1 protein-coding gene is annotated in these 246 nt (G+C 64.6%); it reads right to left on the bottom strand.

Going from position 1 to position 246, the window contains the following annotated elements:
• A partial coding sequence (locus AC0IYH_RS33310) for an FUSC family protein (RefSeq protein ID WP_471838688.1) occupies positions 1-246 on the bottom strand: 246 nt, incomplete at both ends.

The following is a 246-nucleotide window of genomic DNA, read 5'->3' as shown; positions in this document are numbered from 1 at the left end:
AGGCAGAGCATGACGAAACCGTCGATCTGCGGCATCAGGATCTGCCCGACGAAGAACGCCACCGGCAACGCATAGAAAATACCGCGCAAGAACATCATGCCGATCTGCGGCGCCGCCTCGAGCCGGGCGAACAGGCTGCAGACCACGCAGGCCAACAACATGGCGCCGGTAGCGTGGGTCCAGGCGGTCGCCAGCCAGAAGGAGGCCACTGCCAGAAACGCCAGGGCGCTGCGCGAACCGTACACC

Source organism: Pseudomonas sp. AC463, from assembly GCF_979253585.1.
Note: the sequence above shows the minus strand (reverse complement) of the source record. Positions and strands in the feature narration are given on the sequence as shown.